The following is a 24,555-nucleotide window of genomic DNA, read 5'->3' as shown; positions in this document are numbered from 1 at the left end:
GGGGCGACCGGGCAGAAAGACCCGGCGACCGGGGAAACGCTGTGGGAGAGCACGATGAGGATGACCGCGACGCATCCGCCGCACGGCCGCCGGGCGAGGCCCGGGCCATGATGGCGCAGACAGTGGAGAACGTCCTCCAGGCCCTGGCCGCAGGCCTGCTCGCCGGGTCGATCTATGGGCTGATGTGCGTCGGCCTCGGTCTCATCTTCGGGGTCATGCGCGTCATCAACTTCGCCCATGGCGACTTCATGATGCTGGGCATGTACGGCGCCTACTACCTCTTCGCCGCACTGGGCATCCAGGCGGTGGCCGGCAGCTATGTCGGTCCCTACATCGCCATCCTGCTGGCCGGGCCGCTGCTCTTCGCCTTCGGCTATGCCATCCACAAGACGCTGATCTCGCGCGTCACCGGCACCCGCACGGCGTCGCTCGACGGCGAGGGGCACTATGCCCAGCTTATCCTGACGCTCGGCATCGCGCTGGTGCTGCAGAATGGCGGCCTCATCATCTTCGGCTCGGTGCTGGCCTCGATCCGCACGCCGCTCTCCAGCTCGGCCTGGGAGATCGGGCCCTTCTGGGGCGACTTCGTCAGCATCTTCCTCAACAAGTCGCGCACCATCGCGGCCCTGGTGTCGGTCGCCACCATCGCCGTGCTGGCCGCGATGATCACCCGCTCGCGGCTCGGCAAGTCGCTGCGGGCGGCGGCCGACAATCCCGAGGCCGCGACCTACATGGGCATCGACGTCGACCATTCGCACCGGATCGCCTTCGCGCTGGGCGTCGGCATCACGGCCATCGCCGGCGGGCTGCTCGCCACCAACTATCCGTTCCACCCCTATATCGGGCTCGAATACGTCATCGTCATGTATGCCGGCGTCGTGCTGGGCGGCATGGGCAGCATCATCGGCGCCTTCTGGGGCGGCATGACGATCGGCCTGGTGCAGCAGCTCTCGACCCTGGTGCTGCCGACCCAGCTACAGAACGCCGCCATCTTCGTGGTCTTCCTCCTGATCGTCTTCCTGCGGCCGCAGGGCTTCTTCGGCCGCGTCGTCGAGAGGACGTGACGATGCGCGCCCGCTACTTCTTGCCCATCCTCGCCTTCGCGCTGGCCTATGCGGGCCTGTCGCTGGCCGTCACCAACTCCTACTACCAGCTCATGCTGACGCTGGTCCTGGTCTGGGCCTGCTTCGGCCTCTCCTGGAACGTGCTCAGCGGCTATACGGGCCTGGTCTCGTTCGGCCACGCGGCCTTCTTCGGCCTGGGCGCCTATGCCACGGCGCTGGGCCAGATCTACTTCGACTTTTCGCCCTGGCTGATGATCCCGGTCTCGGCCGTGATCGGCGGGCTGGCGGGGGTCGTGATCGGCTTCCCGACCTTCCGGCTGCGCGGGCATTATTTCGCGCTGGCCATGCTGGCCTACCCGCTGGCGCTTCTCTACGTCTTCGAATGGCTCGGCTACCAGGAGCTCACGCTGCCGATCAAGCGCGAGAACCCGGCCGCCTACATGCAGTTCTCCGACCACCGCATCTATACCCTGCTGGCGCTGGCGCTGCTGATCGCGGTCATGGTCCTGACCCAGGCGATCGAGCGCTCGCGCTTCGGCCGGGCGTTGCTGGCGATCAAGCAGAACGAGGCCGCGGCCGAGGCGGCCGGCATCGATACGCTGGCCTGGAAGCTGCGCTCGATCGCGGTCAGCGGCGCCATCGCCGGCATGGTCGGCGGCTTCTATGCGGTCGTCCTGCTGGTGGTCACGCCGCCATCGGTGTTCGGCATGCTGGTGTCGGCGCAGGCGCTGACCGTCAGCATGTTCGGCGGCATCGGCAGCGTCTGGGGGCCGGTCATCGGCTCGATCATCCTGATCCCGGTGGCCGAGGTGCTGCATGCCGAGCTGGGCGCCCGCTTCCCCGGCATCCAGGGGGTGATCTTCGGGCTGGCCATCATCGGCGTCATCCTGGTGGCGCCCGAGGGCGTCTACTGGAAGGTGCGGGACCGCTTCCGCCGCCGCCCGGCTGCGCCGGCCGCGACGGCTGCCCCGGCGGCGGACACGCCCGCGGCCACCTTGCCGGCGCGCGTGCCGCCGGTGGCCGGTGCGCCGATCGCGCTCAGCGTGCGCAACCTGTCGAAGTCGTTCGGCGGCTTGAGGGCGGTGCGCGACGTCAGCTTCGATGTGCCGCAGGGCGCCATCCTCGGCATCATCGGTCCGAACGGGGCGGGAAAGACGACCCTCTTCAACCTGCTGAACGGCTTCCTCGTCCCCGACCAGGGGGAGGTGGCGTTCCACGGCCAGGCGACGATCGGGCTGAAGCCGCACCGCCTGTGCCGGCTCGGCGTCGGCCGCACCTTCCAGGTGATGCGGCCGTTCCAGCGCATGTCGGTGGCCGAGAACGTGATCGTCGGCGCCTATGTCCGCGCCGCCACCGACGAGGAGGCGCGGCGCTTCGCCGCCGACGCCATCGCCCGCGTCGGGCTGTCGGCCATCGCCGACCGGCCCGCCAGCCAGCTCACCACCAAGGAGCTGCGGTTGATGGAGCTGGCCCGCGCGCTGGCCGGGCAGCCCCGGACCCTGCTGCTCGATGAGACGCTGGCCGGCCTCGGCCATGGCGAGGCCGACGAGGTGGTGGCCGTCATCCGCCGCCTGGCGGGCGAGGCCATCACCATCATCATCATTGAGCACACGATGCAGGCCATGGTCCGCCTGGTCGACCATTTCGTCGTGCTCGACCACGGCGCCGTGCTGGTCGACGGCCCGCCCGACCAGGTGACCCGCGACCCGCGCGTGATCGAGGCCTATCTCGGCCGGAAATGGATGGCCAATGCTGACGCTTGAGCCAATGCTGACTCTTGAGAACGTCGTGGCCGGCTATTCGGCCGTGCCCGTCCTGCGCCAGGTCTCGCTGGCGGTCGATGCCGGGCAGTTCGTGGCCGTGGTCGGACCCAACGGGGCGGGCAAGACGACCCTGTTCAAGACCATCTCCGGCATCGTCCGGCCGACCGCCGGCAGCATCACCTTCGAGGGCACCGACCTGCTGGCGCTGCCGGCCGCCCGGCGCGCCCATCTCGGCATCGCCCACGTGCCCGAGGGGCGCCAGGTCTTCCCCTCGCTAACGGTGATGGAGAACCTGGAGATGGGGGCCTTCACGGCGGCCGGCCAGCGCGACTGGAAGCACAACATCCAGCGCATCCTGGCCTGGCTGCCCGTCCTGGCCGACCGCCGCGGGCAGTTGGCCGGCACGCTGTCGGGCGGCGAGCAGCAGATGGTGGCGATCGGTCGGGGGCTCGCCTCCTCGCCCAAGCTGCTGATGCTGGATGAGCCGTCGATGGGCCTGGCGCCGACCATCGCCGACTTCATCTTCGAGAAGCTGATCGAGATCCGCCGCGACACAGGCCTCACCATCCTGCTGGTCGAGCAGCGGGTGGCCGAGGCGCTGGAATCGGCCGACCACGGCTATGTGCTGGAGGCCGGCCGCGTCGTGCTCGAGGGCGACAACCGGACGCTGCGCGCCGACGACCGCGTCCGCCAAGCCTATCTCGGGATGTAGGCGCCCTTTCACCAAGCCACGGGAACAGTGGCCTCACCCACGGAGGAAACGACGATGCGCACCAAGACGAAGACGACATTGCTCTGGACGCTCGCACTGCCGGTACTGGCCGGGCTGGGCTTGGCCCCGCCCGCCGCCGCCCAGAACCCGGCCGAGGTGAAGGTCGGCCTGCTGGTGCCGCTGTCGGGCCTCTATGCCCGCCCGGGTGCGGTCATGCGCATGGGTGCGGAGATGGCGATCGAGCACATCAACGCCCAGGGCGGCATCAAGGCGCTGGGTGGCGCCAAGCTGAAGATGGTACTGCTCGATTCCGGCGACACCACCGAGAAGGCCAAGAACGCGGCCCAGCGCATGGTGGCGCAGGAGACCGACCTGGTGGCGGCCAGCGGCGCCTACCTCTCCTCCTTCACGCTGGCCGTGACGGAGGTGACGGAGCGCGCACAGTTGCCGGTCCTGACGCTCTCCTATTCCGACCTCATCACCGACCGCGGCTTCAAGTACGTCTTCCAGACCTCGGCCACGGCCGCCTCCCAGGCCGAGCAGTGCCTGCCCGAGGTGATGAAGGTGGCCGAGAACGCCACCGGCAAGAAGCCCAAGACCGTCGCCATCATCACCGACAACACCGGCGCGTCGGTGGCGTCCGTGAAGCCGATGCGCGAGCGCCTGCTGAAGGAGCACGGGCTGCAGCTCGTCGTCGACGAGACCTTCACCCCGCCCCTGTCCGACGCCACGCCCCTGGTGCAGAAGGTGCGCGCCACCCGGCCCGACCTGCTGTTCTTCCTGCCGACCGTCATCTCCGACGGCAAGCTGATCCTGGAGAAGATGAACGAGTTCGGCCTGGGCCAGGCGCGCATCCCGACCATCTCGTTCGGCATCGCCATTGCCGAGCCCGACATGCTGAAGACGATGGCGCCGGAGCTGCTGCAAGGCGTCATGACCTGCGTCGGGAGCTGGGGCTCCAAGGGCCACGAGCCGCTGATGGCCGAGCTGAAGACCAAGTATGGCGAGCCCTGGATGACCCAGAACGGCATCTCGACCTATGCCGACATGTGGGTGATCGCGGCCGCACTCGAGAAGTCCGGCAAGGCCGACAAGGAGGCGGTCGCCCAGGCCCTGCGCACGCTCGACCTCGGGCCCTCCAAGTACTATCCGGGCGGCCTCATCAAGTTCGACGAGAAGGGCCGGCGGGTGAATGCGGGCCTGACAATCGTGCAGTGGCAGGACGGCATCCCCAAGACCGTCTTCCCGCTCGATCTCGCCCTGGCCCAGCCGGTCTGGTCGAAGAAGTAGAGGCGCGGACGGCCCGGCGGGGTTTCCGCCGGGCCGGCTGCCGTCGCGTGAACGGAAAGGATTCCCGATGAGCAACGAGATGTTCGAGCGTGGCCTGGCCATCCGCAAGGATGTGCTGGGGGCGGAGTTCGTCGAGAAGTCGTTCGCGGCCGCCGACGACTTCAACATGCCGATGCAGGAGCTGACGACGGAGTATTGCTGGGGCTGGGTCTGGGGCCGGGAAGACCTGCCGCGCAAGACCCGCTCCATGCTGAACCTCGCCATGATCAGCGCGCTCAACCGCCCGCACGAGTTGAAGATGCACGTGAAGGGCGCCCTCAAGAACGGCGTCAGCCGGGCCGAGATCCGGGAGGTCTTCCTCCAGGTGGCGATCTATTGCGGCATTCCGGCCGGGGTCGACTGCTTCCGCATCGCGCGGGAGGCCTTCAACGAGGTCGACGCCCAGGCCAAGCCGGCGGCCGGCGACTGACCAACCCCGCCGACTGACCAACGCCCAGGTTGATCTTGCCCGCCGGGGCAGGGTCGGGGATGCTGGGGGTCAAGCCAATCGGCCGATCGGCCGAACCCCCATCCCACCTGCGAGTCTCCAATGACGTTCTTCGACGAGGATGCCCTCCTTGCCGGCATCGGCCGGGAAGTAGAGGCGCTGGCCAGCGATGCCCTGCGCCGCCATCGCCTGCCCGAAGACCAGTTCGCCTTCGTGCTGCTGACCGGCCCCGGGCCGGGCGGTCGTCCACGCGGTGCGGCGCTGCGGCCGGCGATGGGCTTCTACCCCTGCTCGCTGGTGAAGGTGTTCCACCTCGTCGCCTGCCAGGCCTGGCTGGAGCAGGGCCGTATCATCGACCATCCCGACCTCGACCGGGCGATGCGCGACATGATCCTGTGGTCGTCCAACACGGCCACCAACTACGTCATCGACCTCGTCACCGGCACCACCGGCGATACGCTGCTGGGGGACGAGGAGATGGCCCGCTGGAAGGACCGGCGCCAGGCCTTCAACCGCTTCTTCCTGGCCTGGAACTGGCCCGAGCTGGCGGGCCTCAACCTCGACCAGAAGCTGATGGACGACCAGCGCTACGGGCGCGAGCGGGCATCGCTCGGCCCCGACGGCGCAGGGCACAACCGGCTCAGCGCCGGAGCCGTCGCCCGGCTGATGTATGCCGTGTTCCACGGCGACATCCTGCCGGGGCCGCGCGCGGCAGTGGTGCGCGATCACCTGGCGCGCGACCTCGACAGCCCCCACCGGCCGCGCGCGGCCTACCAGGTGAACGGCTATCTTGCCGCCGGCCTGCCGGCCGGCAGCCAGGTCTGGTCGAAGGCCGGGCGCACGCGCTGGATCGGCGACGACAACGCCAATTTCCGCCGCCACGACACCATCCGCGCCATCCTGCCGGCCGGCCAGGAGTTCTTCCTGACCACCATGTCGGCGGGCGAGGCGATCAACGAGGACGATGGTTTCCTGCCCTCGGTGGCGGCGCTGGTCGCCGATCGCCTCGCCGGCTGACGGCGGCTACCCCCGGCGCAGCCGCACGCGCAGATTGTCCATCAGCCGCCGCTCGGCCAGGTAGTCCGGCTCCTCGGGCGCGCCGGGCGCGGGCGGCGGGGTGTCCTTGGCCAGCGCCACGATGCGCGGGGTGGCGACGCGCGCGCCCGCCCCCAGCACGGGCGAGGCCAGCACGTCGTGCGAATGCCCCAGCGCCACCTCGTCGGCCAGCACCCGGTTCAGCCGGTCCGACGGGCCTGGATCGGCATCGACCGGCGGGCAGGGCGCGGCATAGCCGGCCGCCACCATCGTCACCAGGCGGCGCAACGCGTTGCCGTCCTGGGTCTCGCCCATGATGGGCAGGAGGTCGCCCAGCGTCGCTGGCCCGTCGGCCAGCCGGTCGAGCGCCGGGTCGAACGCTTCCTTGTTCAGCTCGACCGTGCCGATCGGGAACTTGGCGCTCATGCCGCAGCGGTCGCGCCGGCGGATCAGGGCGAACCGCTGCTCGCGCACCCGGTCGCGCCACTCCGACGGGGTCGTGGCCACCGGCCCGCGGACATAGACGTCGCGGCGGAAGCCGTTGTTGCGCATCAGGTCGCCGGCCGTCTCGCGCAGCGGGCCGGCGGGCACCTCGCTCAGCGCCTTGCTCGCCGCCGGCTGCAGGATGAAGCGGTCGAGCGTGTCCACCACGTCGCAGGTGCCGACATAGTTGAGCTTGGCCCGCCCAAACCGGGCCGCCACCTCGCTGTGCGGCGTCGGCTCCCAGTGGCTGACGAAGTATTCGTGCAGCACGTAGCGGATGTCGCCGCCCTTGGTGTGCTTCAGCCAGGCGGCCAGCGCCTTGGCGTCCTTGAAGTGGCCGGAATTGGTCTCCAGCAGCTTCTCCAGGAAGTCGAGCGCCTTGCGTGCCCGGTCCTCCGGCGAGCCGCTGGCCTGGGCCGCGAACTCGGTCAGGAGTTTCTGGATCGGCAGCAGCGCCGTCCACGAGGTCAGCGTGTTGTAGCTGACATAGACGATGCCGCCCGGCCGCAGGTGCCGGTCGATGACGTCGACCAGCGCGTCGCGGGCGGCCGGCGGAATCCAGCTATAGACGCCGTGCAGCACCGCCATGTCGATCGGCGGCAGGTCCTCGGGCTTCATGTCCTCGAACGCGCGCTCCATCAGCACGACGTTGGCCAGCCCCGCCTGGTCGGCCATGCGCCGTGCCCGGGCGATGTGGGCGGCGCTGTAGTCGATGCCGTAGAAGGTGGCATTCGGATTGCCGGCGGCCATGATCAGCAGGCTCAGCGCCTGGCCGCAGCCGAACTCGACATAGTTGAAGCGGTCCTGCGTCGGCAGCCGGGTGGCGGCCGGCCCCGCCTGCCAGCGGTGCAGCAGAGGCACGAACTGCAGCATCGCCGGCGCCAGCGACGAGAAGTAGTGGTTCGTGTAGGGCGTGCTGATGGACAGGTCTTCGGCCATGAAAGGCGCGCCTCGTCGTGCAATCGGGGCCGCGACGTTAGCACTGCCGGCGGCCCCGGCGCCAATCAGACGTATGCCGCCCAGCGGCCGCAGACGGCGGCCACCAGCCAGGCCGACAGCGACAGCAGGGCCACCATGCGCGCTGCCGGCGGAATGCCGGTCCAGGCGGCGACATCGCGCAGCGGCCCCAGGTGGAAGGCCGCGATGTTGGCCAAGCCCACGGCGATGGCCGCGAACTTGACCAGGAACACGGGGTTGGTGACGACGCCGTTGGCCTCGGCGACGAAAAGGACGAGGCCGGTCGGCAGTGCCAGCAGGAAGCCCAGGCGCGCCACCGGCAGCGCCAGGGCGGCCGCATCCGCCGGCCGCGCGGCCCGCAGCACGCCCAGCAGGCGCAGGTCGAAGACGGCGACCGCCCCCAGCAGCAGCGCCACGCCCACCACATGGACGATGTTCGACCAGGGATAGATCCAGGCCGATTCGCGGATGAAGTCGCCGGCCGCCGACCGTTCGATGGCCAGCGCCCAGGCGACCTGCGGTGCGGCGCCGCCCATCGTCCGGCCCCCGTCGCCGGTCAGCGCAGCTCGACCGTCTTGCCCTCGGCCACCACGCGCTCGGCCCGCAGTTCCTGCTCGTCGGTGCGGTGCGGGTAGCCCACGACCGTCACCTGCCGGCCGACCGCCACCATCTCGGGCGTCAGGCCGCGGCTGCGCATGCGCGACGGCGGCGCCAGGATGACCGTCCAGGTCTTGCCCGGCACCTCCAGCCGCATGGTGCCGTGGGGGTTGTCGTAGCTGATCTCCTTCACGGTGCCGGCCAGCTCCAACTGTTTGGCGGCATCGTAGGCGCCCCAGCCGTGATGGGCCGCGAGCGGCGTGGCCAGCGCCAGGATCGCCACGGTGGCGGCGGACAGGGCTGCGGCACGGGAGGGAATGGCACGCATGGCTTGCTCCTTTGGGGGATATTCACCAACCGGGAACGCGAATGTCGCCCGCGAAATGGGCGGAAGCATGGCAGCCGGGGGCCGGCGAAACGCCGTTGCGGCCGGCCGGTCGTTGGTGCAAGGTTCCGCGACAAATGGTCCCGGCAGAGGGCCTGTCCGGGGCTTGAGGAAGGGCGCTTTTCATGGATGGACGCGGTGTGGGCGGCGACGGTGGTGTTCCGCCCACCGATATTCGCAATCCCAGCTATTTCCACAAGGTCGTCGATTGCCAGTGGGCGTGTCCCGCCCATACGCCGGTGCCGGAATACATCCGGCTGATCTCGGCCGGGCGCTATTCCGACGCCTACATGGTGAACTGGAAATCGAACGTCTTCCCGGGGATCCTGGGACGGACCTGCGACCGCCCGTGCGAGCCGGCCTGCCGCCGCGGCCGGGTGGAGGACGAGCCCGTCGCCATCTGCCGCCTGAAGCGCGTGGCGGCCGATTACAAGGACGACATCACCGATCGCCTGCCGGCCATCCCGACGGCCAAGAACGGCAAGCGGGTGGCGCTGATCGGCGCCGGTCCGGCGGCGCTGACGGTGGCGCGCGACCTGATGCCGCTCGGCTACCACTGCACCATCTTCGACCGCGATTCCCGCGCCGGCGGCATGATCCGCAGCCAGATCCCGCGCTTCCGCCTGCCCGAGGAGGTGATCGACGAAGAGGTCGGCTACATCACCGGCATGGGCGTCGATCTGCGCCTGGGGGCGGAGGTCGACAGCCTGCGCGCGGTCCTGGACGAGGGGTTCGACGCCGTCTTCGTCGGCACCGGCGCGCCGCGCGGCAAGGACCTCGACCTGCCCGGCCGCAAGGAGGCCGCGGCCAACATCCATGTCGGCATCGACTGGCTGTCCAGCGTCTCCTTCGGGCATATCGAGAAGATCGGCCGGCGGGTGATCGTGCTGGGCGGCGGCAACACGGCGATGGATTGCTGCCGCTCGGCCCGGCGGCTGGGCGGCGACGAAGTGAAGGTCATCGTCCGGTCGGGCTATGACGAGATGAAGGCCTCGCCCTGGGAGAAGGAGGATGCCACCCACGAGGGCATCCCGATCCTCAACTTCATGGTGCCCAAGGAATTCCTGCACGAGGGCGGCCGGCTGACCGGCATGCTGTTCGAGAAGGTGCGGGCGCAGTACGACGCCGATGGCCGCCGTTCGCTCGTGCCGACCGGCGAGCCGGACGAGCGGGTCGACTGCGACGACGTGCTGGTCGCGGTCGGGCAGGAGAACGCCTTTCCCTGGATCGAGGCCGACACGGGCGTCGCCTTCGACCGCTGGGGCCTGCCCAAGCTCGACCCTGCCACCTTCCAGTCGACCAACCCGCGCGTCTTCTTCGGCGGCGACAGCGCCTTCGGGCCCAAGAACATCATCTGGGCGGTGGCCCACGGGCACGAGGCGGGGATCTCGATCGACCGCTTCTGCCAGGGTCTGGACGTGGGCGAGCGCCCGCCCCCGGCGGTCGAGATGTCCGGCCAGAAGATGGGCATCCACGAGTGGAGCTACGACAACGACATCTCCTCCGACCTGCGCCTGAAGGTGCCATGGGCGCCGCCCGAGAAGACGCTGCGCAACATCGGCGTCGAGGTGGAGCTGGGCTTCGACCCGCAGATGGCGTTTGCCGAGGCGCAGCGCTGCCTGAACTGCGACGTGCAGACGGTCTTCACCGACAGGCTCTGCATCGAGTGCGACGCATGCGCCGACATCTGCCCGGTCGACTGCATCACCTTCACCGCCAATGGGCCGGAGCCCGAGCTGCGCGACCGGCTCAACGCACCCTCCACCGACCTGTCGCAGGCGCTCTACGTCTCAGGCGAGTTGAAGACCGGGCGGGTGATGGTGAAGGACGAGGATGTCTGCCTCCACTGCAGCCTGTGCGCCGAGCGCTGCCCGACCGGCGCCTGGGACATGCAGAAATTCCTTCTCGAGATGACGCACGCGGGGCACGCATGCCGCAGTCACTAGCCGGCTCTTCGCTCATCCAGTCCCCCGGCGGGGACCGGACCAACGACTTCGTCGTCAAGTTCGCCAACGTCAACGGTTCCGGTTCGGCCAGCGCCAACCTGCTGTTTGCCCGCTCCATCATCCGCATGGGCGTGCCCGTCGTCGCGCGCAATATCTTCCCCTCGAACATCCAGGGCCTGCCGACCTGGTACGAGGTGCGGGTGACCGAGCAGGGCTGGCGCGGCGCCCGCGGCGGCGTCGACCTGATGGTGGCGATGAACCCGCAGACCTGGGACAAGGACGTGAACGGCGTCGATCCCGGCGGCTATCTCTTCTACGACTCGACCAAGCCGATGCCGGCCTCGAAGTTCCGGCCCGACATCACCGTGCTGGGCGTGCCGCTGACGGCGATCTGCAACCGCGCCTACACGGATTCGCGCCAGCGCCAGCTCTTCAAGAACATCATCTATGTCGGCGCGCTCTCGGCCCTGCTCGACATCGACCCGGCCGTGATCGAGGCGCTGATCGCCGAGCAGTTCAAGGGCAAGGACAAGCTAATCCGCCCGAACATCGATGCGCTCCACATGGGCCGCGACTACGCGCTCCAGGAGTTCCCCTGCCCGCTGCCGCTGAAGGTGCGGGCGGCCGATGCGGTGGGCGACGCCATCTTCGTCGACGGCAACGCCGCCGCCGCCCTGGGGGCGGTCTATGGCGGCGCCACCGTCTGCGCCTGGTATCCGATCACGCCCTCCTCGTCGCTGGCCGAGGCGTTCCAGCGCCATTGCCGCCGCTTCCGCGGCGAGGGCGAGCAGAACAAGTACGCCATCGTCCAGGCCGAGGACGAGCTTGCCTCGATCGGCATGGTGATCGGGGCGGGTTGGAACGGGGCGCGGGCCTTCACATCCACCTCCGGCCCCGGCATCTCGCTGATGCAGGAATTCCTGGGCTTGGCCTATTTCGCCGAGATTCCGGCCGTCATCTTCGACGTGCAGCGCGGCGGCCCGTCGACCGGCATGCCGACCCGCACGCAGCAATCGGACCTCTTGGCCTGCGCCTACGCCTCGCACGGCGACACCAAGCACGTCCTGCTGCTGCCGGAGGACCCGAACGAGGCGTTCGAGATGGGCTCGCTCGCCTTCGACCTGGCGGACCGGCTGCAGACGCCGGTCTTCGTCATGCTCGACCTCGACATCGGCATGAACGAGTGGCTGTGCCGCCCTTTCGCCTGGGACGACAACCGCCGCATGGACCGCGGCAAGGTGATGACGCGCGAGATGCTGGAGGCCGGCATCGACTTCGGCCGCTATCTCGATGTCGATGGCGACGGCATCCCCTACCGGACCTATCCCGGCACCCATCCGACCCGCGGCTCCTACTTCACCCGCGGCACGACGCGCGACCGCTACGCCCGCTACAGCGAGGAGGGGCCGGTCTATATCGACAACATGGAGCGCCTGCTCGCCAAGTTCGAGACGGCCAAGACCCTGGTGCCGGCCCCGGTCGAGCGCGCGGCGGCCGAGCCGACCGGCCTCGGCATCGTCTATTTCGGCTCGACGGCGGCCGCCATGGACGAGGCGCTGGTGACCATGGCCGAGCGCGGCATCCACGCCGACACGCTGCGCCTGCGGGCCTTTCCCTTCTCCGACGCGGTGGCGGACTTCGTGCGCCGGCACGACACCGTCTTCCTCGTCGAGCAGAACCGCGACGGGCAGATGCGTACCCTGCTGGTCTCCGAATGCGATCTCGACCCCGCCCGGCTGGTCAGCATCCGCCACTATGACGGCACGCCGATCACGGCGCGCTTCATCGTCGGCGCGATCGCGGCTGCCCTGCCCGACCTCAACGTCGTCCCGCTCCGGAAGGCGGTGCCATGACCTTCATCACCAAGCCGAAGTTCCACCACCCCAAGCTGCCGACGAACCGGCTGGGCTACACGCGGCGCGACTATGAGGGCGCGGTATCCACGCTCTGCGCCGGCTGCGGGCATGATTCGATCAGTGCGGCCATCATCCAGGCCTGCTTCGAACTCGACCTGGCGCCGCACCGCATCGCCAAGCTGTCGGGCATCGGCTGCTCGTCGAAGACGCCGACCTACTTTCTCGGGGCCAGCCACGGCTTCAACAGCGTGCATGGCCGCATGCCGTCGGTGCTGACCGGCGCCAACCTCGCCAACCGCGACCTGATCTATCTCGGCGTCTCGGGCGACGGCGACAGTGCCTCGATCGGGCTGGGGCAGTTCGCCCACTCGATCCGCCGCGGCGTCGACATGCTCTACATCGTCGAGAACAACGGCGTGTACGGGCTGACCAAGGGGCAGTTCTCGGCCACCGCCGACAAGGGCTCGCTCAGCAAGCGCGGGGCGGCCAACCATGACGAGCCGATCGACCTCGCCTCGATGGCGCTGCTGCTGGGCGCCAGCTTCGTCGCCCGCAGCTTCTCGGGCGACAAGGAGCAACTGGTGCCGTTGATCCAGGCCGCCATCCGCCACAAGGGGGCGGCCTTCATCGACTGCATCAGCCCGTGCGTCGCCTTCAACAACCACCCGGGCTCGACCAAGAGCTTCGACTTCGTGCGCGAGCACAACGAGGCGGTGAACCGGCTCGACGTGATGGTCGACCATGCGCCGATCGCCGCCCAGTACGGTCCGGGCGAACTGGTGGAGGTGACCCAGCATGACGGCACCGTGCTGCGCCTGCGCAAGCTCGACGCCGACTACGACCCGCGCGACCGCGGGGCGGCCATCTCCTACCTGCAGCAGCAGGCGGCCAAGGGCGAGGTGGTGACGGGCCTGCTCTATGTCGACCCGGAATCGGCCGACCTGCACGACGCGCTGTCGACCGTGGCGACCCCGCTCAACAGCCTGGACGACGCGGCCCTGGTGCCGGGGGCGAAGGCGCTCGACAAGGTGAACGCCTCGCTCCGGTAGGGGGGCCTAGGCGACGTAGCCTTCCGGCGCCGGCTCGTCCTTGGCGAAGTCGAACTCGACCTTGGCGCCGGCCGGGTCGCGGGTGAAGAGCTGCCAGATGCCGCCGCCGGCCAGCCGCCGCAGGTCGTAGTCGTGGCCGGCCGCCTTCAGCCGGGCGGCGACCGCCGGCAGGTCGACGGCCGAGAAAGCCATGTGGTCGAGCAGCCCGTCGATGCGGGTGACTTCGTCGCGCTTGATGACGTGCAGGATCGCCGTCTCGCCGGAATAGAGCCAGGCACCGGGAAAGCCGAACGGCGGCCGCCAGCCCGGGTTCAGCCCGAACATGCCGTAGAAACCGATCGTCGCGTCGAGGTCGTCGGTGAGGACCGTGAAGTGGTTCATCGCCGTGATGCCCATGCGCCCTTCTCCCCAGATTGGACTTCTGCGCCAGTCTACGCCGATCGGTCCACCTGATCGACCCGGCGAATGGCCCGCAGGCGCGGAAACCAGTGGGCCCACAAGCCGGCCACCAGCATCGTGCCGGCGCCGCCGACGACGACCGCGGGGACGATGCCGATCAGGGCGGCCGACACCCCGGCGCGGAAGGCGCCCAGCTCGTTCGACGCCCCGATGAAGACCATGTTGACCGCGTTGACGCGCCCGCGCAGGTGGTCGGGCGTCCAGAGCTGGATCAGCGTCTCGCGCACATAGACGCTGATCATGTCGGTCGCCCCCATCAGCAGCAGGGCCAGGATCGAGAGCGCCGGCCACACCGACAGGCCGAAGACGCAGGCGAAGAGGCCGAAGCCGGCCACGCCCGCGAACATGACGATGCCGGCATGGTCGGTGATCGGCCGTCGGGTCAGCCACAGCGCCATGGCGAGCGCGCCGACGCCGGGGGCCGCCCGCAGGAGGCCGAGCCCGACCGGCCCGACATGCAGGATGTCGCCGGCATAGGCGGGCAGCAGGGCGACGGCACCGCCGAGCAGCACCGCGAACAGGTCGAGCGAGATGGCGCCCAGCACCACCTTCTCCTTCCAGATGTAGCGGAAGCCGGCACTCAGCGCCGGCCAGTCGACGGCCCCCGGCAGGCTGGCGCGCGGCATCGCCGGGATCAGCGCCGTCATGGCGACGGCGGCTGCCATCAGCAGGGCGGCGGCGGCGAACGGCACGGAGGGCGCCAGGCCGTAGAGGAGGCCGCCCACGACCGGGCCCAGGATCGTCGCCACCTGCCAGGAGGAGGTGGTCCAGGCGACCGCCGTCGCCAGTTCCGCACTCGGCACCAGGTTGGGCGTGATCGACTGCGAGGCGGGGCCGAGGAAGGCGCGCGCGGTCCCGAACAGGACCAGTAGCGCGAAAATTGGCCAAGTCCGCCCGTCGCCCGCCAGGATCAGCGCCAGCAGGCCGGCCACGCACAGGATCTGCCCGGCGATGCAGATGCCCATGATCCAGCGCCGGTCGAAGCGATCGGCCACCGTGCCGGTGACGAAGATGAGGACGGGGAAGGGCAGGAACTGGAACAGGCCGACCAGCCCCAGGTCGAGCGGGTCGCGCGTCAGGCTGTAGACGTGCCAGCCGACCGAGACGCTGATGAATTGGGCAGCAAAGGTGGTGAGGAAGCGCCCACCCCAATAGACGGCAAAGCCGCGATGGCGGAAGACGCCGACGGATCGGCGGGCAGGCTCGGCGCTGTCGGGCATCTGGGGTTGTGCGTCCGGTGGGAATGGCCGGCCGGGACGGCCACGGCCGGGCAGTGGCGGCTAGCGGATCTCGTAGCCGAACCCGGCCGCCGCATGGGTCAGCCAGTCGAAGAAGGGAATGGCATAGCTCGACCCGACGACCAGCTCGAAGGCGGGCGTGTCATCGCGTTGCAGCAGGACGCAGCCGGTCTGGGAGATCTGCGTCACCGCCGACCGGCCGGGGCCGAAGGCCGACGGGTCGAGGTCGATGCGGCAGCCCTTGGCGAGCGCCTCCCGGGCCATGACACCGGACAGGCCGAGGCGCGTCTTGCCGTGCGACTGGTCGACGACCGATCCGGCGTCGCCGGCCGCCTGCTTCACCCCGGCCGCAAACGCACCCTCCACCCCGCGGGGCGCCAGCAGCAGCCAGGTCTCGGGCTTGATCCAGACGGCCGTGACCTCGCCATCGCCAGCCCAGCGGCCGGGGGCGGGCAGGTCGAAGCCGAACGCGCCGCGGATCGCCGCGACCAGGTCGCCGGCCCTGCCGCGCCGGGCCGCCAGGTCGACGATGGACGAGGCGACCTCGCGCAGCGCCAGCGGCTCGCCGGTGACGGCGCCATGGCGGCCGGCGACCAGATGGCCCGCCAGTGGCGACCAGGGTTCAGGCGCGGACACGGGCATTCTCCGGATCGACGAAATGCGGGCTGGTGATCTCGACCTCGACCGACTCGCCATAGAGCGGGAAGGCGGCGTGAAGGCGCTGGCCGTGGCGCGCGGCACCATCCGTCAGCAGCGCCAGCCCGACCCAGCCGCCCGGCTCGACCGAGCGGGTGATGCTGGATATCCAGCCCAGGCTGTGCTGCGACCCGGCCTCGACCAAGTGGGCGCCGGCGCGGATCTGCTGTTCGGGCACGACGGGGCGCACGCCGACCAGGCGCGGGCGGGATGGATCGGCCAGGCCCGGCCGCTCGGCCAGGACGCGCCCGACGAAGTCGCCGCGCTTCTTGGCCATCCGCTCCAGCCCGACATCGCGGGCGGTGGTCTGGCCGTTCAGCTCGGCGCCGGCGACATGGCCCTTCTCGATGCGCAGCAGGCCCAGCGCCTCGACGCCATAGGGCTCGATCCCGAACTCCGCACCCGCGGCCAGGATCGCCTCCCACACTGGCAGGGCATAGCCGGCCGGCGTCGCCACCTCGAACGCCAGCTCGCCCGAGAAGCTGATGCGGAAGATGCGGATCGGGCAGCCGGCCAGGGTCGCATCGGCCACGCCCATGAAGGGCAGGGCGGCATCGGCCAGGTCGAGGCCCTCCACCACCTTGGCCAGCGTGCGCCGCGCCTGGGGCCCGGCCACCGACATCGACGCCCAATGGTCGGTGACCGAGGCGAACTGGACGTCCAGCTCGGGCCACACCGTCTGGGCGTGGAACTCCATGTGCTCCATCACCCGTCCGGCATTGGCCGTGGTCGTGGTGACGAAGAAATGGTCGGGCGCCAGCCGGCTGGTGGTGCCGTCGTCCAGCACCAGACCGTCCTCGCGCAGCATCAGCCCGTAGCGTGCCTTGCCGACCGGCAGGGTCGAGAAGGTGTTCATGTAGAGCCGGTCGAGGAAGAGGCCGGCATCGGCCCCCTGCAGGTCGATCTTGCCGAGCGTGGACACGTCGCAGATGCCGACGGCGGTGCGCACGGCGCGGCCCTCGCGCACGATCGCGTCCCACACCGCCTCGCCGGGCCGCGGGTAGAAGGCCGGGCGCAGCCACAGTCCGGCCTCCATGAACTCCGCCCCGCGGCGGGCATGCCAGTCGTGCAGCATGGTGCGGCGGATGGGCGCGAAGTCGCGGCCCGTATGGTGCCCGGCGACCGCCCCCCAGGTGATGGGCGAGACATAGGGGCGGTAGGTCGGCATGCCGACCGCCTCAACCGGCAGGCCGCGCGCCTCGGCCAGGACGGCGGCACCGACGAGCCCGCCCGTCTTGCCCTGGTCGGTCGCCATGGCGTGGGTGGTGTAGCGCTTGGCGTGCTCGATATGGGTGTAGCCCTCGCGATGGGCCAGGCGAATGTCGGCCGTCGTCACGTCGTGCTGCAGGTCGACGAAGGACTTGCCGGAGGCCGCCACCTCCCAGAAGGGCGTGACCGTGGGGTCCGGGTCGCCGGTCTCGGATGGCAGGTCGAACGCGGTCTTGCGCGCGAAGCCGGCGGCGGCGGCCGCCGCCTGTCCGGCGGCCAGACCGTCGCTGGCGGCGGCGCCGATGCCGAAGCGCCCGCGCGCCGCCCCGGCCGAACGCTGTCCGGCGGCTTCGCCCGGCACGAAGGCCGCGATCCGCTCGTCCCACCGCATGGCCGTGCGCGACTGGCTGGCCAGGTGGATCGCCGGCCCGTAGCCGCCCGACACGCAGAGCAGGTCGGCGTCGATCTGGAAGCTGCCATAGGTGCCGGCCGCCCGCGCCTCGACGCTGTAGAGCCCGCGGCCGCCATGGGCGCCGGTGATCTCGTGGCCGGCCATGACGGGGATGCCGCGCTGGCGCGCGGCGGCCGCCGCCGGCCCCAGCGGCCTGGCATCCAGCACCGTCACCTGGTCGGCGCCCGCCGCGACCAGCGCGTCGGCCGTGGCATAGGCGGCATCGTTGTTGGTGAAGAGCACGGCCCGGCGCCCGGCCAGCACGCCAAAGCGCTCGGCATAGGTGCGCACCGCGCCCGCCAGCATCACCCCCGGCCGGTCGTTGCCGGGAAAGGCGATCAGCCGCTCGTCGGCGCCGGTCGCCAGCACCACCTCGCGCGCCCGGATGGTCCAGTAGCGCTGGCGCGGGGCATGGGCGGCGGGCTCGGCCAGATGGTCCGACACGCGCTCCAGCGCGCCCAGCATGTTCTGCTCATAATAGCCGAAGACGGTCGTCCGCGGCATCACCGTGACGGTCTTCAGGGCGGCGAGCGCGGCCAGCATCTCGCGCCGCCACGGCTCCAGCGGGCGCTCGGCCAGCAGTCCACCGCCCAGCAGGAAATCCTGCTCGGCCAGGATCACGCGGGCACCGGCTTCGCCGGCCGCGCGCGCGGCCGCCAGGCCAGCCGCACCCGCCCCCACCACCAGCACGTCGCAATGGGCGTGGGCCGCCTCGTAATGGTCGGGATCAGGCAGGGTGGTTGCCCGGCCAAGGCCCGCGGCGCGGCGGATCGCCGGCTCGTAGACCTTTTCCCAGAAGGCGGCCGGCCACATGAAGGTCTTGTAGTAGAAGCCGGCCGGCAGGAGGCGGGCGAGCGCGGAGTTGATCGAGAGCAGGTCCAGCCCCAGCGACGGCCAGCGGTTCTGGCTCGCCGCCACCAGCCCGTCATGCAGCTCGACGCCGGTCATCTTGCTGTTGGGCGTGCGCCGGGCGCCGGTGCCGATCTCGGCCAGGGCGTTGGGCTCCTCCGGCCCCGCGCCATAGATGCCGCGCGGGCGGTGGTACTTGAAGCTGCGGCCGACGATGCGCACGCCGTTGGCCAGCAGGGCCGAGGCGAGCGTGTCGCCGGCATAGCCGCCATACTCGCGCCCGTCGAAGCGGAACGTCAGCCGCTGGTCGCGGTCGATATGGCCGCCGCTGCGGGTGCGCATCGGCTGGCGCCGGGGCAGGGCGGTCATTCTGCCGCCCTCCCTTCTTTAGGCAGCGGCATCTCGTCGGTCGCCCGGCCAGCCCCGGCGATGGCATGGGTCATGGTGTGGCGCACCACCTTCACGAACTGGCGGCAGCCGCCCGCATGGTGCCACCATTCGGTGTGCCAGCCGCGCGGGTTCGCCCGCGTGTAGACATAGTCGTAGAAGGCATCGACGCCGGCATCGGGCGCTGGCCGGCGGACGGTCGCGTCGCCGCGATAGTTGAACTCCGCCTCGTCGCGCGGGCCACACCAGGGGCAGGGGATGAGATGCATCGCCGATTCCTACTGTGCCCAGGGCCAGGCGCCGACGCCGCGCTCGTCCATCAGGCGGCCATCGCGGAAGCGTTCGATCGTCATCGTCGCGTTGAGGCGATGGGGCGCGTCGTTGGCGATCGTGTGGGCGAAACACCAGCCCGAGCCGGGCGTCGCCTTGAAGCCGCCATAGCACCAGCCGCCATTGAGATAGAGCCCGGCAAGCGGCGTGCGGCAGATGAGGGGCGAGCCGTCCATCGTCATGTCCATCACGCCGCCCCATTGGCGCAGCACGCGCAGGCGCGACAGGCAGGGCATCATGGCGACGCCGGCGGCGAAGACATGCTCCACCATCTGCAAGGTGCCGCGCTGGGCGTAGGAGTTGTAGCCGTCGAGGTCGCCGCCGAAGACGAGCCCGCCCTTGTCGGACTGGCTGATGTAGAAGTGCCCGGCGCCGAAGGTGATCACGGTATCGACCAGCGGCTTCAGCCCCTCGGTCACGAAGGCCTGCAGGACGTGGCTTTCGATCGGCAGGTTCAGGCCGGCCATCGCCGCCACGCGCGAGGTGTTGCCGGCGACCGCCATGCCGATCTTGGCCGCGGCGATCGGTCCGCGCGTCGTCTCCACCCCCGTCACCCGGTCGCCCTCGCGGCGGATCCCCGTCACCTCGCAATGCTGGATGACGTCGACGCCCAGCGCGTCGGCCGCGCGCGCGAAGCCCCAGGCGACGGCATCGTGCCTGGCCGTGCCGCCGCGCCGCTGCAACAGCCCGCCCATCACGGGGAAGCGCGCATTGTCGAAATCGAGCATCGGCGCCATCGCCCGCACCTGCTCGCGGTCCAGCAACTCGGCATCGACGCCGATCAGCCGCATCGAGTTGCCGCGCCGGGCGGCCGCGTTGCGCTGGGCATCGGAGTGGAAGAGGTTCAGGACGCCGCGCTGGCTCATCATGACGTTGAAGTTCAGGTCCTGCTCCAGCCCCTCCCAGAGCTTCAGCGACCATTCGTAGAAATGGTTGTTCTCGGGCAGCAGGTAGTTGGAGCGCACGATCGTCGTGTTGCGGCCGGTGTTGCCCAGCCCGATCGGCCCCTTCTCCAGCACGGCGACGTTGGTGATGCCGTGCACCTTGGCCAGGTAGTAGGCGCTGGCCAGCCCATGGCCGCCGCCGCCGATGATGATGACATCATAGGCGGGCTTGGGCGCCGGGTCGCGCCAGGCACGACCCCACCCGGCATGGCCGCCGAGGGCCTTGGTCAGGAGGCTGAAAGCCGAATATCGCGTCATCTGCTGCCCGGGGCCGATTGCGTGCCGTTTCGCGGGGTGCAGGCTAGTCGGTCCGGGCCGCACCGCGCAATCGCCGCCATCCGGCTCGGGCGGGCCGCCGGGCCGGCTGGGCGTGGCGCATTGCCGCATGGCCGTGCGCTACTGACAGTCATAATCACTTGCAGTATCGTCCTGCCGCACGGAAACCAGAGGAGGGGAGGGGCTCGTGATCGCCGCCAAGCATTTGTTCGCGTTCGGATTTATCGCCGCCATGGTGCCGGCGCTGGCCGCTGGCGCCGCCGACAAGCGCCAGATCGTCGCCACCTATGGCGACATCGCCCAGGCGATGTACCAGGATGCGCTGGCCGGCGCCGGTACGCTGAAGACGGCGGTGACCGCGCTCGTCGAGCAGCCGAGCGAGGCCAACCTGAAGGCCGCGCGGACCGCCTGGCTTGCCGCCCGCGTCCCCTACCAGCAGACCGAGGCCTTCCGCTTCGGCAATGCCATCGTCGACGGCTGGGAAGGCAAGGTGAATGGCTGGCCGCTCGACGAGGGGCTGATCGACTATGTCGACAGCTCCTATGGCGCCGAAAGCGACGAGAACCCGCTCTACACCGCCAACGTCATCGCCAACCCGAAGATCAAGTTCGGCGGCAAGACGATCGACGCCACCCGCATCACCAAGAAGCTGCTGTCCGAGAAGCTGCACGAACTGGGCGGGGTCGAGGCCAACGTCGCCGTCGGCTGGCACGCGATCGAGTTCCTGCTGTGGGGCCAGGACCTGAACGGCAACGGCCCCGGCGCCGGCAATCGGCCCTGGACCGACTATGCCAAGGGGGCGGCCTGCACCAACGGCCATTGCGATCGCCGCGGCCAGTACCTGCGGGTGGCGACCGACTTGCTGGTCGACGATCTCGGCTGGATGACCAAGCAGTGGGCCAAGACCGGCAAGGCGCGCAAGGACCTGGGCAAGGGTGGCCCGGACGGCGGCATCACCGCCATCCTGACCGGCATCGGCAGCCTGGCCTATGGCGAGCTGGCGGGCGAGCGCATGAAGCTGGGCCTGATGCTGCACGACCCGGAAGAGGAGCATGACTGCTTCTCCGACAACACCCACAACAGCCACTACTACAACGTGGTCGGCATGCGCGCGGTCTGGTTCGGCCAGTACAAGCGCACGGACGGCAGCGAACTGAAGGGGCCGGCTCCGGCCGATCTCGTGCAGGCGACGGATGCGGCGCTGGCGGTGGAGATGAAGGCGCGACTAGACGCGACCGAGGCCGCGATGCGCCGGGTCAAGGAACGCGCCGAGACCAAGGAAGCCTACGACCAGATGATCGGGCCGGACAACGCCGAGGGCAACGCGGTGGTGCAGGCCGCGATCGACGCGCTGACGGCACAGACCCGCACGCTGGAGCGCGTGGTGGCGTCCCTCAAGCTGAAGCCGATCAAGTTCGAGGGCTCCGACAGCCTCGACGACCCGGCCAAGGTCTTCAAGAAGTAAGGAGCGGCCGCCGCGGCCGGACGATGATGGGCAGAAGAACCGCGATCGCGGCCACCATGCTGGCGCTGGCCGCCGCCCCCGGGGCGGCGGCCGACTCCGCCACCCTGCGCGACATCGTCCGGCCGCCGACCGACTTTTCCAGGCCGGAACCCTATGAGGAGAACCCGGGCGGGGCCGCGACCGGGCGCCATCCGATCAACACCAGCGTCTTCTCGCACCCCTCCGGCAACCTGTCCTTCGAGCGCCAGCTCGACTTCAAGGTGGGCGACGGCATCTTCCGCAAGCTGTGGGTGTCGGCCCCCAGTTCGACCCGCTCGTCGGACGGGCTGGGGCCGCTGTGGAACGCGCGCTCCTGCCAGTCCTGCCACCTGAAGGACGGGCGCGGCCGCGTGCCGGCACCCGGCGAGGCGGCCGTCTCGCTTTTCCTGCGGCTGTCGATCCCGCCCGAGACGGCCGAGCAGCAGGACCGGCTGGCCAAGCTGCTGGCCTCGGCGGTGCCGGAGCCGACCTATGGCGGCCAGCTCCAGAACTTCTCGGTCCAGGGCCACCTGGCCGAGGGCACGATGGACGTCGCCTATGCCGAGGAGCCGGTGCGGCTGGCCGACGGCACGATCGTCCATCTGCGCCGCCCGACCTACTCCATCTCCGGCTTGAACTACGGCCCACTCCATCCGAAGACCATGATGTCGCCGCGGCTGGCGCCGCCGATGATCGGCATGGGGCTGCTGGAACTGGTCGACGAGGCCGACATCCTGGCGCTGGCCGATCCGGACGACGGCGACGGCGACGGCATCGCCGGCAAGGCCAACCGGGTGTGGAGCCGGGAGTTCGACCGCGCCATGCTGGGCCGCTTCGGCTGGAAGGCGGGGCAGCCGACGATCGCCCAGCAGGTGGCCGATGCCTTCTCGGGCGACATGGGCCTGTCGACGCCCCTGTCGCGCGACCCCTGGGGCGACTGCACGCCGGCCCAGGACGCCTGCCGCAAGGCCCCGCACGGCGCCCATGGCGAGGGCGCGGTCGAGGTGGTGCCCAAGATGTTCGACCTGGTCGCCTTCTATTCCCGTCACTTGGCCGTGCCCGCGCGGCGCGACGTCGATTCCCCCCAGGTGCTGGAAGGCAAGCGGCAGTTCCATGCCAGCGGCTGCGCCGGCTGCCACCGCCCGAAGTTCGTCACCGGCAACGACCCGGACCGGCCGGAACTGTCGGGGCAGCTTATCTGGCCCTACACCGACCTGCTGCTGCACGACATGGGCGAAGGGCTGGCGGACGACCGGCCGGAAGGCCTGGCGAACGGGCGGCAGTGGCGCACCACGCCCCTGTGGGGTCTGGGCCTGACCGAGGTGGTGAACGGCAACACCTTCTATCTCCATGACGGCCGCGCGCGCTCGCCGCTCGAGGCGATCCTGTGGCATGGCGGCGAGGCCGAGGCGGCCCGGCGCAAGGTGGTGGCGATGAGCCGGCACGAGCGCGAGGCGCTGCTTGCCTTCCTGCGGTCCCTCTAGAGGAGAGATGCGATGCCCGGCCTGATCCTGCGGCTGTTCCTCCTGCTCTCTGCCTTCGTCCTGCCGGTGGCCGGCGGCCAGGCGGCCGACCTGGACGAGGCGGTCTATCGCCGGCTCAATGAGGCGCTCGCCACCGGCTATGTCGTGCCGCGCTATGCCGCGCTGGAGAAGGCGACGGCCGCACTCGAGGCCGGCGCCAAGACCTTCTGTGCCGCCCCCAGCCGCACCCATCTGGTCGAGTTGCGGCGCCGCTATGTCGAGGCCTCTGACGCCTGGCAGCGCATCCAGCATGTCCGCTTCGGGCCGGTCGAGTATTTCTCGCGGTCTGCCCGCTTCGCCTTCTGGCCGGACCCGCGCAACAGCGTCGGCCGCGCGCTGGAGGAACTGCTGAAGGCCGAGCCGGCGGCGCTGGACCCGGCGGCGCTGGCGCGCGGCAACGTCGCCGGCCAGGGCTTCCCGGCGCTGGAACGCCTGATGTTCGCGGACGGGACGGAGGGGCTGCTGCTGGCCGGGGATGACGGCGCCCGCCGGCGCTGCGCCGTGCTGCACGCGCTCACGGTCAATCTCGCCCGCATGGCGGCCGACGTGCACCATGAATGGACCGGCGGCGACCGGCCGTTCCTGAAGGTACTGGCCGGCGCCGGCGGCACCGATTCGCCCTACCAGCAGCCGAGCGAGGCGACGCTCGACTTCGTTAAGGCGCTGCACCTGTCGGTCGAACTGGTGTCCGACCACAAGCTGGCGCGCCCGCTGGGACAGGCCATCCAGGCCGCCCGGCCGCGCCTGGCGGAGGCCTGGCGCAGCGGCCGCTCGCTCGACAATGTCCGCCTCGACCTTGCCGCCGGGGCTGATCTCTATGGTGCCGCCGACGGCTTCTCTGCGGTCGTGAAGGGACCGGCCAAGGACGTCGCCCTCGACGAGCTGCTGCGCCGCGCCTTCGCGCAGACCCGCGCTTCGGCCGAGGCGATCCAGGGGCCGCTGGAATCGGCGGTCGAGGATGCCAAGCGCCGCCCGGCGATCGAGCGGCTGGTGCGCGAGACGGCGGCGTTGAAGGCGCTGATCGCCCAGCGCCTGACCGAGGCGCTGGGCATCCCGCTCGGCTTCAACGCGCTGGACGGGGACTGA

General features: G+C 70.2%; 21 protein-coding genes. 12 read left to right on the top strand and 9 right to left on the bottom strand.

What is annotated here, in order from left to right; genetic code table 11:
- Positions 1-107 precede the first annotated feature (107 nt).
- From STVA_RS23130 to STVA_RS23105, 6 genes are all read left to right on the top strand, one after another.
- Positions 108-1,064, top strand: a complete 957-nt coding sequence (locus tag STVA_RS23130) for a branched-chain amino acid ABC transporter permease (protein WP_197735719.1) — start codon at positions 108-110, stop codon at positions 1,062-1,064.
- Between the two features lie 2 nt (positions 1,065-1,066).
- Positions 1,067-2,827: a branched-chain amino acid ABC transporter ATP-binding protein/permease gene (locus STVA_RS23125; protein ID WP_179955471.1), complete on the top strand. Its 1,761-nt coding sequence runs from the start codon at positions 1,067-1,069 to the stop codon at positions 2,825-2,827.
- Positions 2,814-3,539 (top strand): ABC transporter ATP-binding protein, encoded by a 726-nt coding sequence (locus tag STVA_RS23120; protein WP_338069555.1) that lies wholly within the window; start codon positions 2,814-2,816, stop codon positions 3,537-3,539. The genes STVA_RS23125 and STVA_RS23120 overlap by 14 nt, the downstream gene beginning before the upstream one ends.
- 54 nt (positions 3,540-3,593) lie before the next feature.
- Positions 3,594-4,829 (top strand): ABC transporter substrate-binding protein, encoded by a 1,236-nt coding sequence (locus tag STVA_RS23115; RefSeq protein WP_123692511.1) that lies wholly within the window; start codon positions 3,594-3,596, stop codon positions 4,827-4,829.
- 67 nt (positions 4,830-4,896) lie between these two features.
- Positions 4,897-5,298 carry a carboxymuconolactone decarboxylase family protein gene (locus tag STVA_RS23110; RefSeq protein ID WP_123692509.1) on the top strand — a complete coding sequence of 134 codons (402 nt, stop codon included), beginning with the start codon at positions 4,897-4,899 and terminating at the stop codon, positions 5,296-5,298.
- A gap of 120 nt (positions 5,299-5,418) precedes the next feature.
- Entirely contained in the window at positions 5,419-6,333 is a 915-nt protein-coding gene (locus STVA_RS23105; protein ID WP_123692507.1) for a serine hydrolase, read from the top strand.
- 6 nt (positions 6,334-6,339) lie between these two features.
- Here STVA_RS23105 and STVA_RS23100 read toward each other — a convergent pair whose 3' ends face one another.
- The 3 genes from STVA_RS23100 to STVA_RS23090 all read right to left on the bottom strand — a co-directional run bounded on the left by STVA_RS23100 (position 6,340) and on the right by STVA_RS23090 (position 8,716).
- Positions 6,340-7,773: a class I SAM-dependent methyltransferase gene (locus STVA_RS23100; RefSeq protein WP_123692505.1), complete on the bottom strand. Its 1,434-nt coding sequence runs from the start codon at positions 7,771-7,773 to the stop codon at positions 6,340-6,342.
- Between the two features lie 65 nt (positions 7,774-7,838).
- Positions 7,839-8,327 carry a DUF6644 family protein gene (locus STVA_RS23095; protein WP_123692503.1) on the bottom strand — a complete coding sequence of 163 codons (489 nt, stop codon included), beginning with the start codon at positions 8,325-8,327 and terminating at the stop codon, positions 7,839-7,841.
- A gap of 20 nt (positions 8,328-8,347) precedes the next feature.
- Positions 8,348-8,716, bottom strand: coding sequence for a DUF6152 family protein (locus STVA_RS23090; protein ID WP_123692501.1), 369 nt, complete (start codon positions 8,714-8,716; stop codon positions 8,348-8,350).
- A gap of 182 nt (positions 8,717-8,898) precedes the next feature.
- On the opposite strand from STVA_RS23090, the gene STVA_RS23085 reads away from it, so the two are divergent.
- From STVA_RS23085 to STVA_RS23075, 3 genes are read left to right on the top strand one after another with little or no spacing between them, the layout of a single operon-like run.
- Positions 8,899-10,719, top strand: coding sequence for an FAD-dependent oxidoreductase (locus STVA_RS23085; protein ID WP_123692499.1), 1,821 nt, complete (start codon positions 8,899-8,901; stop codon positions 10,717-10,719).
- Positions 10,704-12,572 (top strand): 2-oxoacid:acceptor oxidoreductase subunit alpha, encoded by a 1,869-nt coding sequence (locus tag STVA_RS23080; protein ID WP_123692497.1) that lies wholly within the window; start codon positions 10,704-10,706, stop codon positions 12,570-12,572. The genes STVA_RS23085 and STVA_RS23080 overlap by 16 nt, the downstream gene beginning before the upstream one ends.
- Complete coding sequence (locus STVA_RS23075) at positions 12,569-13,624, top strand: 2-oxoacid:ferredoxin oxidoreductase subunit beta (RefSeq protein WP_123692495.1); 1,056 nt, start codon at positions 12,569-12,571, stop codon at positions 13,622-13,624. Before STVA_RS23080 ends, STVA_RS23075 begins: the two co-directional genes overlap by 4 nt.
- Positions 13,625-13,630: 6 nt before the next feature.
- Here STVA_RS23075 and STVA_RS23070 read toward each other — a convergent pair whose 3' ends face one another.
- The 6 genes from STVA_RS23070 to STVA_RS23045 are packed head-to-tail and all read right to left on the bottom strand — an operon-like array spanning position 13,631 to position 20,445.
- Positions 13,631-14,020 (bottom strand): VOC family protein, encoded by a 390-nt coding sequence (locus STVA_RS23070; RefSeq protein WP_123692493.1) that lies wholly within the window; start codon positions 14,018-14,020, stop codon positions 13,631-13,633.
- A gap of 35 nt (positions 14,021-14,055) precedes the next feature.
- A complete protein-coding gene (locus STVA_RS23065; protein WP_123692491.1) occupies positions 14,056-15,303 on the bottom strand; it encodes an MFS transporter in 1,248 nt (415 codons plus the stop codon).
- A gap of 60 nt (positions 15,304-15,363) precedes the next feature.
- Positions 15,364-15,957 (bottom strand): sarcosine oxidase subunit gamma, encoded by a 594-nt coding sequence (locus STVA_RS23060; RefSeq protein ID WP_170216591.1) that lies wholly within the window; start codon positions 15,955-15,957, stop codon positions 15,364-15,366.
- A complete protein-coding gene (locus STVA_RS23055; RefSeq protein ID WP_123692487.1) occupies positions 15,944-18,895 on the bottom strand; it encodes a sarcosine oxidase subunit alpha family protein in 2,952 nt (983 codons plus the stop codon). The genes STVA_RS23060 and STVA_RS23055 overlap by 14 nt, the downstream gene beginning before the upstream one ends.
- The gene (locus tag STVA_RS23050; protein ID WP_123692485.1) at positions 18,892-19,182 is read right to left on the bottom strand and encodes a sarcosine oxidase subunit delta; all 291 of its coding nucleotides are present in this window, start codon (positions 19,180-19,182) and stop codon (positions 18,892-18,894) included. Before STVA_RS23050 ends, STVA_RS23055 begins: the two co-directional genes overlap by 4 nt.
- A gap of 9 nt (positions 19,183-19,191) precedes the next feature.
- Entirely contained in the window at positions 19,192-20,445 is a 1,254-nt protein-coding gene (locus STVA_RS23045) for a sarcosine oxidase subunit beta family protein (protein ID WP_123692483.1), read from the bottom strand.
- Between the two features lie 205 nt (positions 20,446-20,650).
- Between STVA_RS23045 and STVA_RS23040 the strand changes: the two genes are divergently transcribed.
- From STVA_RS23040 to STVA_RS23030, 3 genes are read left to right on the top strand one after another with little or no spacing between them, the layout of a single operon-like run.
- Positions 20,651-21,928, top strand: a complete 1,278-nt coding sequence (locus STVA_RS23040; protein WP_338069554.1) for an imelysin family protein — start codon at positions 20,651-20,653, stop codon at positions 21,926-21,928.
- A 23-nt stretch (positions 21,929-21,951) separates the two neighbouring features.
- On the top strand, positions 21,952-23,430 hold the full coding sequence (locus STVA_RS23035) for a di-heme oxidoreductase family protein (RefSeq protein ID WP_123692481.1): 1,479 nt from the start codon (positions 21,952-21,954) through the stop codon (positions 23,428-23,430).
- A 12-nt stretch (positions 23,431-23,442) separates the two neighbouring features.
- Complete coding sequence (locus STVA_RS23030) at positions 23,443-24,555, top strand: imelysin family protein (RefSeq protein WP_123692479.1); 1,113 nt, start codon at positions 23,443-23,445, stop codon at positions 24,553-24,555.

It is taken from the genome of Stella humosa (assembly GCF_006738645.1).
GTDB lineage: Bacteria > Pseudomonadota > Alphaproteobacteria > ATCC43930 > Allostellaceae > Allostella > Allostella humosa.
The sequence above is the reverse complement of the archived record's forward strand: the minus strand, read 5'-3'. Positions and strand labels throughout refer to the sequence as shown.